This window comes from Nocardia mikamii NBRC 108933 (assembly GCF_001613505.1).
In the GTDB taxonomy this organism is placed as follows: domain Bacteria; phylum Actinomycetota; class Actinomycetes; order Mycobacteriales; family Mycobacteriaceae; genus Nocardia; species Nocardia mikamii.
This window is the reverse complement of the sequence record NZ_BDCM01000007.1, coordinates 370,170-378,801: the sequence shown is the minus strand read 5'-3', so window position 1 is coordinate 378,801 and position 8,632 is coordinate 370,170. Positions and strand designations below refer to the sequence as shown.

Annotated in this window: 6 protein-coding genes; 4 read left to right on the top strand and 2 right to left on the bottom strand. The window is 64.4% G+C overall.

Features of this window, described 5'->3' with window-relative positions:
* Nucleotides 1-140 precede the first annotated feature (140 nt).
* The 3 genes from NMI01S_RS10545 (at nucleotide 141) to NMI01S_RS34785 (ending at nucleotide 5,946) form a co-directional block, all read left to right on the top strand.
* Nucleotides 141-4,094 carry a DNA-directed RNA polymerase subunit beta' gene (locus tag NMI01S_RS10545; protein WP_062996034.1) on the top strand — a complete coding sequence of 1,318 codons (3,954 nt, stop codon included), beginning with the start codon at nucleotides 141-143 and terminating at the stop codon, nucleotides 4,092-4,094.
* Between the two features lie 110 nt (nucleotides 4,095-4,204).
* The gene (locus NMI01S_RS10540; RefSeq protein ID WP_062996032.1) at nucleotides 4,205-5,374 is read left to right on the top strand and encodes an AAA family ATPase; all 1,170 of its coding nucleotides are present in this window, start codon (nucleotides 4,205-4,207) and stop codon (nucleotides 5,372-5,374) included.
* Nucleotides 5,371-5,946, top strand: a complete 576-nt coding sequence (locus NMI01S_RS34785; protein WP_157126124.1) for a hypothetical protein — start codon at nucleotides 5,371-5,373, stop codon at nucleotides 5,944-5,946. Before NMI01S_RS10540 ends, NMI01S_RS34785 begins: the two co-directional genes overlap by 4 nt.
* A 189-nt stretch (nucleotides 5,947-6,135) precedes the next feature.
* Here NMI01S_RS34785 and NMI01S_RS10535 read toward each other — a convergent pair whose 3' ends face one another.
* Together NMI01S_RS10535 and NMI01S_RS10530 are read right to left on the bottom strand one after the other, a co-directional pair.
* Nucleotides 6,136-6,984: a dienelactone hydrolase family protein gene (locus NMI01S_RS10535; protein WP_062996031.1), complete on the bottom strand. Its 849-nt coding sequence runs from the start codon at nucleotides 6,982-6,984 to the stop codon at nucleotides 6,136-6,138.
* The gene (locus NMI01S_RS10530) at nucleotides 6,966-7,622 is read right to left on the bottom strand and encodes a TetR/AcrR family transcriptional regulator (RefSeq protein WP_062996029.1); all 657 of its coding nucleotides are present in this window, start codon (nucleotides 7,620-7,622) and stop codon (nucleotides 6,966-6,968) included. Before NMI01S_RS10530 ends, NMI01S_RS10535 begins: the two co-directional genes overlap by 19 nt.
* A gap of 81 nt (nucleotides 7,623-7,703) precedes the next feature.
* Here NMI01S_RS10530 and NMI01S_RS10525 point away from each other — a divergent pair, with 81 nt between their 5' ends.
* Nucleotides 7,704-8,546: an SDR family oxidoreductase gene (locus NMI01S_RS10525; RefSeq protein WP_062996027.1), complete on the top strand. Its 843-nt coding sequence runs from the start codon at nucleotides 7,704-7,706 to the stop codon at nucleotides 8,544-8,546.
* Nucleotides 8,547-8,632 lie beyond the last annotated feature (86 nt).

Sequence of the window (8,632 nt, the reverse complement as noted above, 5' to 3'; positions counted from 1 at the left end):
GGCTGCGACGGTCGACGACCTCGCGCAGTGAGTGATCGGTCCCGGCGCCCGCATTCGGGCGCCGGGGCAGTACTCCGCTCCGGCGGAAGAACTAGCGAACTTTGCTCGATACTGAACCCGAACAGGGGAAAGGAAGTTACGTGCTAGACGTCAACTTCTTCGATGAACTCCGGATCGGCCTGGCTACCGCCGAAGACATTCGCAACTGGTCTTTCGGTGAGGTCAAGAAGCCGGAGACCATCAACTATCGCACGCTCAAGCCGGAGAAGGACGGCCTGTTCTGCGAGAAGATCTTCGGTCCCACCCGGGACTGGGAGTGCTACTGCGGCAAGTACAAGCGTGTCCGCTTCAAGGGCATCATCTGTGAGCGCTGTGGCGTCGAGGTGACTCGCGCCAAGGTGCGTCGTGAGCGGATGGGCCACATCGAACTGGCCGCGCCGGTCACCCACATCTGGTACTTCAAGGGTGTGCCGAGCCGTCTCGGCTACCTGCTGGACCTGGCGCCGAAGGATCTCGAGAAGATCATCTACTTCGCCGCCTACGTCATCACCACCGTCGACGAGGATCTGCGCCACAACGAGCTGTCCACGCTCGAGGCGGAGATGGAGGTCGAGAAGAAGACGATCGCCGACCAGCGCGACGCCGACCTGGAGGCCCGCGCCCAGAAGCTCGAGGCCGACCTGGCCGAGCTCGAGGCCGAGGGTGCCAAGTCCGACGTCCGCCGCAAGGTCAAGGACGGCGGCGAGCGCGAGATGCGCCAGCTGCGCGACCGCGCCCAGCGGGAGCTGGACCGGCTCGACGAGATCTGGACCACCTTCACCAAGCTGGCTCCCAAGCAGCTGATCGTGGACGAGGTTCTCTACCGCGAGCTGCAGGACCGCTACGGCGAGTACTTCACCGGCGCGATGGGTGCCGAAGCCATCCAGAAGCTGATGGAGACCTTCGACATCGACGCCGAGGCCGAAAACCTGCGCGAAACCATTCGCACCGGTAAGGGCCAGAAGAAGCTGCGCGCGCTCAAGCGGCTGAAGGTCGTCGCGGCCTTCCAGGCCAACGGCAACTCGCCGATGGGCATGGTGCTCGACGCCGTTCCGGTGATCCCGCCGGAGCTGCGCCCGATGGTTCAGCTCGACGGTGGCCGCTTCGCCACCTCCGACCTGAACGACCTGTACCGCCGCGTGATCAACCGCAACAACCGCCTCAAGCGACTGATCGACCTCGGCGCCCCCGAGATCATCGTCAACAACGAGAAGCGGATGCTGCAGGAGTCCGTGGACGCGCTGTTCGACAACGGCCGTCGCGGTCGCCCGGTCACCGGCCCCGGTAACCGCCCGCTGAAGTCCCTGAGCGATCTGCTCAAGGGTAAGCAGGGTCGTTTCCGTCAGAACCTGCTCGGTAAGCGCGTCGACTACTCGGGCCGTTCCGTCATCGTCGTCGGTCCGCAGCTGAAGCTGCACCAGTGTGGTCTGCCCAAGCTGATGGCGCTGGAGCTGTTCAAGCCGTTCGTGATGAAGCGTCTGGTCGACCTGAACCACGCGCAGAACATCAAGTCCGCCAAGCGGATGGTCGAGCGGCAGCGCGCCCAGGTGTGGGACGTCCTCGAAGAGGTCATCGCCGAGCACCCGGTCATGCTGAACCGTGCGCCCACGCTGCACCGCCTCGGTATCCAGGCCTTCGAGCCGCTGCTGGTCGAAGGTAAGGCCATTCAGCTGCACCCGCTGGTCTGTGAGGCCTTCAACGCCGACTTCGACGGTGACCAGATGGCCGTGCACCTGCCGCTGTCCGCGGAGGCGCAGGCCGAGGCCCGCATCCTGATGCTGTCGTCGAACAACATCCTGTCCCCGGCGTCCGGCCGCCCGCTGGCCATGCCGCGTCTGGACATGGTGACCGGTCTGTACTACCTGACCCGCCTGGAAGAGGGCGCCAAGGGCGAGTACCGGCCTGCCACCGCGGATGCTCCCGAGCAGGGCGTCTACGCGTCGCCGGCCGAGGCCCAGATGGCCGTCGACCGCGGCGAGCTGACGGTTCGTTCGCTGATCAAGGTGCGCCTGACCGATCAGCGCCCGCCGAAGGATATCGAGGCGGAGCTGTTCCCCGAGGGCTGGCAGCGCGGCGACGCGTGGCTGTGTGAAACCACCCTGGGCCGGGTCATCTTCAACGAGCTGCTGCCCGCGGACTACGCGTTCATCAACGAGCAGATGCCGAAGAAGCGGCAGGCGACGATCATCAACGATCTCGCCGAGCGCTACCCGATGATCGTGGTCGCGCAGACCGTGGACAAGCTCAAGGACGCCGGCTTCTACTGGGCCACGCGTTCGGGTGTCACCGTCTCCATGTCGGACGTTCTCGTTCCGCCGGAGAAGGCCGAGATCATGGAGCGCTACGAGGCGCAGTCCGACCAGATCGAGAAGAAGTACCAGCGTGGTGCTCTCGACCACCAGGAGCGCAACAACGCCCTGGTGAAGATCTGGCAGGAAGCGACCGAAGAGGTCGGTAAGGCGCTGCGTGCGCACTACCCGGCCGACAACCCGATCATCACGATCGTCGATTCGGGCGCCACGGGTAACTTCACCCAGACTCGTACCCTCGCGGGCATGAAGGGTCTGGTGACCAACCCGAAGGGTGAGTTCATTCCGCGACCGATCAAGTCCTCGTTCCGTGAGGGCCTGACCGTTCTGGAGTACTTCATCAACACCCACGGTGCGCGAAAGGGTCTGGCCGACACCGCGCTTCGTACCGCCGACTCGGGTTACCTGACCCGTCGTCTGGTGGACGTGTCGCAGGACGTCATCGTGCGCGAGACCGACTGTGGCACCGAGCGTGGCATCCTCGTCGCGATCGCCGAGAAGCAGCCCGACGGTCTGCTCATCCGCGATCCGCACGTGGAGACCAGCACCTATGCTCGGACGCTGGCCGCCGACGCGGTCGACGCGGACGGCAACGTCATCGTGGAGAAGGGTCACGACCTCGGCGACCCGGCCATCGAGGCGCTGCTCGAGGCCGGCATCACCGACGTCAAGGTCCGCTCGGTGCTCACCTGCACCACCGGCACCGGCGTGTGTGCGACCTGCTACGGCCGCTCGATGGCGACCGGCAAGCTGGTCGACATCGGTGAGGCCGTCGGTATCGTCGCCGCCCAGTCCATCGGTGAGCCCGGTACCCAGCTGACCATGCGCACCTTCCACCAGGGTGGTGTCGCGGGTGACGACATCACCGGCGGTCTGCCCCGCGTGCAGGAGCTGTTCGAGGCTCGTGTGCCCAAGGGCAAGGCGCCGATCGCGGAGGTCTCGGGCCGGGTCCGGCTCGAGGACGACGACCGCTTCTACAAGATCACCATCATTCCGGACGACGGTTCGGACGAGGTGGTCTACGACAAGCTGTCGAAGCGTCAGCGTCTGCGGGTGTTCAAGCACGACGACGGCTCCGAGCGTCTGCTCGCCGACGGCGACCACGTCGAGGTCGGCCAGCAGCTGCTGGAGGGCTCGGCCGATCCGCACGAGGTGTTGCGCGTGATGGGTCCGCGTCAGGTGCAGGTCCACCTGGTGCACGAGGTCCAGGAGGTGTACCGGTCGCAGGGTGTGTCCATCCACGACAAGCACATCGAGGTCATCGTTCGCCAGATGCTGCGCCGTGTCACCATCATCGACTCGGGTGCGACGGAGTTCCTGCCCGGTTCGCTGGTGGAGCGCTCGGAGTTCGAGGCGGCCAACCGCCGCGTCGTGGCCGAGGGTGGCGAGCCCGCGTCGGGTCGCCCGGTGCTGATGGGTATCACCAAGGCGTCGCTGGCCACCGATTCGTGGCTGTCGGCGGCCTCCTTCCAGGAGACGACTCGTGTCTTGACGGACGCGGCGATCAACTGCCGCTCCGACAAGCTGATCGGCCTGAAGGAGAACGTGATCATCGGTAAGCTGATCCCGGCCGGTACCGGTATCAACCGCTACCGCAACATCCAGGTGCAGCCGACCGAAGAGGCCCGTGCCGCGGCGTACGCGGTGCCGTCCTACGACGACACCTACTACAGCCCGGAGGGCTTCGGCACCACCACCGGTGCCGCGGTCCCGCTGGACGACTACGGTTTCAGCGACTACCGGTAATCCCTCACCAGGCAACGTGATTCGGCTCCCGTTCCATTTGGAACGGGAGCCGAATGCGCATTGTAGGATCAGAAGTCCCGGCTGCTGCGACCTAGGATGTGCGGAGACAAATGCGAATCACACATGTGCAAGCCAGCAACTGGCGGAACTTCAAAACCCTTGACTTCGCTATACGGGACAGGCTTTTCATTGTCGGCCCGAATGCGGCTGGAAAGTCGAACCTCCTCGATCTCTTCCGTTTTATAGGCGACGTTGCGGGGCCCGGAGGGGGGCTTGCGTCTGCATTGGATAAGCGTTCAGGGCTCGGCAAAGTACGCAGTCTGTTCGCTCGGACCAATCAAAAGGGCCGGCTAATCATCGATGTAAGTCTGTCGGATGGCGATGACAATTGGCGATACCGGTTGGCTGTAAAGGGCGAGGCCAAGGGGAAGAATCGACCTGTTGTGGACGAAGAGCTCGTCGAGTGCAACGGCAAAGTTCTACTTCGTCGGCCTGATCGAGCCGATGTATCGGACCCCGAACGCCTGACTCAAACGCATCTTGAGCAAATTTCGGCCAACCAAAGTTTCCGTACGATAGCAGAATACTTCGCTAAGGTGCGGTACTTTCACCTTGTCCCGCAAGTGATCCGCGACCCTGCCCGTGCCGGACGCGCTGACGATCCTTTCGGTGGCGACTTTATCGCCCAGATGAATAGCGTCCAGGCGAGGACCCGAAATGCCTGGTTCAAGCGGATGCAAAAGGCGCTCCAGGCTGCGGTGCCGCAATTTGATTCTTTGGAGATCGAGGTAGATTCTACTGGTCGTCCCCACCTTATTGCGGGCTATCGGAATTGGCGCGCGACGCCCGCGCGGCATACCGAAGCGGAGTTCTCGGACGGAACTTTGCGCTTGATCGGTTTACTATGGACGCTGGTAAGCGCGCCCGCGAACGGTGGTATCTTGCTTTTAGAGGAGCCGGAATTGTCGCTAAATGCGGCCGTCGTTAGAACGCTTCCTACGGTTCTAGCCATGACTCAGCGAGACCGTGATCTTCAAGTTGTACTTTCAACCCACGCGCCGGAACTCTTAGATGACGAAGGCGTCCTTGCAGACGAGGTCCTGGTTTTGATGGTAACGGGCGACGGTACGGTCGCGACTTTGCTTTCTGACATTGACGAGGTTGCAGATGAGGTGGATGCAGAATTGCCGATGTCGGACATTGTTCAGGGGCTAATTTCTCCGCATGATCTACATGGTCTCGTCGAGGTTGGCACCACCCGGTCCGGGCGGAGTAGATGATCAACGTAGTCGTCGAGGGTGAGTCTGACAAAGGTGTAGTATCATCGGTTGTTCGTGCGGCTGGGCATGAAATTGGCAAAGTTATCGTGCGTGGCGGAAAAGCTAAAATCGACCCTTTGATCGGTAAATACAACCAGGCAGCTGCGAGGTTGCCCTGGGTCATTTTTCGTGACTCGGACACCCATTGTCCAGTCGAATTGTACAAACAGCTGACAGATTCTGTCGCTCCACTGTCTCCACTCTTTCTGCTTCGTGTAGTTCATCCCATGTCGGAAGGGTGGCTGCTCGCAGATCGAGAAGGGTTCGCCGAATATTTCAATGTCCGGGTCGCGGAGGTTCCTCGCAATCCTGAATCCTTGGTGCATCCCAAGCGAACTGTTTTGCAGCTTTGTTCAAAATCTCGTTCACGTAGCATCACTCGTGACATGGTGGCGCTCGGAGAGCGTGCTGGGCCACGCTATGTGGTACGTGTAAATGAGTTTGCGGCCAGCAAATGGAACGTAGAAAACGCGGCATCCAATAGTGAGAGTTTGCGGCGTGCCTTGGAGCGAATCCGGAGTCTTCCTAAATAATAGCTGTAAGGTGTGTCGTTTATGATCGGCGCAGTGCCTGAGTTTCCTCGGTCGGCTGTATCGGGATGTAGTGTGAGACGACCACATTGGGCCCGTTTTGAAATGGACGGGGCCAAATGCGCTGGCCGGGGCTATTAGTGCGCTCCGCGATCCGATCGCCGGTCTGGCAGAGTCCGCCGGCTGGGTGAGTCAGGGACCGTCGAGCGCGGGCCGGTCGCCGCGGGGATCGAGCAGTCGCGTGCGAAGGTGCTCGAGAACCAGGTCGAGCGCCTGCCGCGTGGGATGTCCGGGCGTGTCGACGAGGTGTTCGGTCAGTACCGAATGCGGCGGCATCGGCGCGTCCGGATTCGCGTCCTCGGGATCCAGCTCCACTGCCACGAAGGCCGGGCCCAGTTGCCGGCGCAGGTAGGCGAATCGCTCCTCCGGGACCAGTCGGTCGTTACGAAACCGCAGGCCGACGACGGCGAGGCCCTGCGCGCATCGCTGTCGGATGCGCGCGAGATCCGTTGTCTCGATGCCGATTCCGCCGCGGCGACGGCGGGGCAGCGGCACCGGTGTGGCCGGCTGCGACAGCACCGGCGCAAGCAGATGGTCGTCGGCGGCCATGGCGAGGGCGAATCCACCGGTCAGGCACATTCCGACGGCACCGATGCCCGGGCCGCCGCAGCGCCGGTGTTCGGCGGCGCCCAGTGCGCGCAACCAGGTGGTGATGGGTGAGTTACGCGGACCGGCCAGCATGCTGAACTCCCGCCCGATGCAGAGCCGGGCGATGGTGCCGACCTCGTAGGCCGCGCTGCGCAACAGGCCGTGACCGGCGGGCCCCGGGTCGCGCCCGGCCGTGCCGAACATATCCGGTAGTACCACGGTCAGGCCGAGATCGCGGACGCGGCGGGCGAATTCGGCCACCTTCGGCGTGATACCGGGGACCTCGGTCATCACGATGACCGCCGGACCCGCTCCGGATCGGAGAATCGGGTGGCTGATGCCCGCATGAGTGAACGATTCACGGGTGAAGTCGATCAGGGGATCGTCGGCCATGGTGTCTCCGGGGTCGAGGTCTCCGCCTCGAGGGTGTGGCGGGCGGAGATGAACAGGGTGGTGCAGACGTCGGTGAGGGCGGCGGGGGTCTGGGGAGTGCCGCTCATCAGCCAGTCGACCAGCAGGTGGTTGACGCCGCCGACGAGGGCGACCGCGGCCGAATGTTGTTTGGCCGACAGGGGTTCGGGGCGGGCGGCGGCCCAGGTGGTGGTGACGATCTCCGCGAATTCGCGCAGTACCGCGTGGCGGCGTTCCTCCATGGCGGAGGACACGCCGACGGCCTCGATCAGGGCCACTCTGGCAAGTCGCCGATCCTCGGTCAGATAGTCGATGAACGTCTGAATTCCGGCCCGGGTTCGGTCGTCGATGTCGTCGCCCGCCGATATCATCGCGGCCATGGTGGCGCCGCGCACCCGGTCCACGATCTCGGAATACAGGGCGGCCAGGCAACTTTCGCGGTCGGTGAAGGATTCGTAGAAGTAGCGTTCGGTGAGCCGTGCGGCGCGGCAGATCTGTTTGACCGAACTGCCCGCATAACCGCTGGTGCCGAAAACCTCCAGTGCGGCGTCCAGGATCGCCGCGCGCCGCTGCTCCCGGCGCTCGTCCGGCATCAGTCCCTGATACTTCCGTCCTGGCATGCCCCTGTCCTCACGTCCCGGCCTATGGCACACTAGAGCATCGTTGCTGACACGCAGGCATGTCAGAATGGAGAACCATCCATGACCTCACCGATCGCCGGTCGTGTCGTCGCGGTGACCGGCGGGGCGCGGGGCATAGGCCGGGATATCGCGCGGGTGCTCGCCGAGGCCGGCGCCCGCCTCGCCATCGGCGACCGCGACGAACCGGCAGCCGTCGCCACCGCGGCCGAATTGTCCGGTACCGTGCGCGGATTCGCTCTCGACGTCACCGATACGGACTCTTTCCGCGCCTTCCTCGCTGCCGTGGAATCGCTGTGGGGTCCGATCGATGTGCTGGTCAACAATGCCGGCGTGATGTGGGTGGGCCCGTTCGAGGCCGAGCCCGAGACCGCGACCGCGCGCATGCTGGAGGTCAATCTGCACGGCGTCATCCGCGGCGTGCGGCTGGTCGCGCCGGGTATGCGGGCACGCGGGCAGGGCCACATCGTCACCATCGCCTCGGCCGCCGCGCGGTTGTCCCCGCCCGGCGAATCGACCTACGCCGCGACCAAACACGGGGTGCTCGGCTACCTGACCGGCGTGCGCGAGGAGCTGCGCGGCAGCGGCGTGCGGATCTCGGTGATCATGCCGGGCGTGGTCGCGACCGACCTGGCCGCGGGTACCGACACCGGCGCCGCGAAACTGCTCCAGCCCGCCGACGTCGCCCGCGCGGTGCTGCGGACCATCGAACGCCCTCGTTTCGAGGTCACCGTGCCGCGGTATATCGGCCCGCTCGTCCGGCTCGCCGAACTGCTTCCCCAACGCCTGCGGGATCTGACCTTCCGTCGCATGGTTCCGGATCAGGTCGCCGCGACCCGCGGTTCCACCGCCCGCGCCGCCTACGAACGCGGCCTGGCCGATCCCCCCGGCGGGAATACCGCATGACCACCCATCGGTCCGCTCGCTGATCCTGGCGACCACAGACCGCGTCGGCGCAGCATTGAGCCGCCCGCGCCGACGCATCCGGCCTG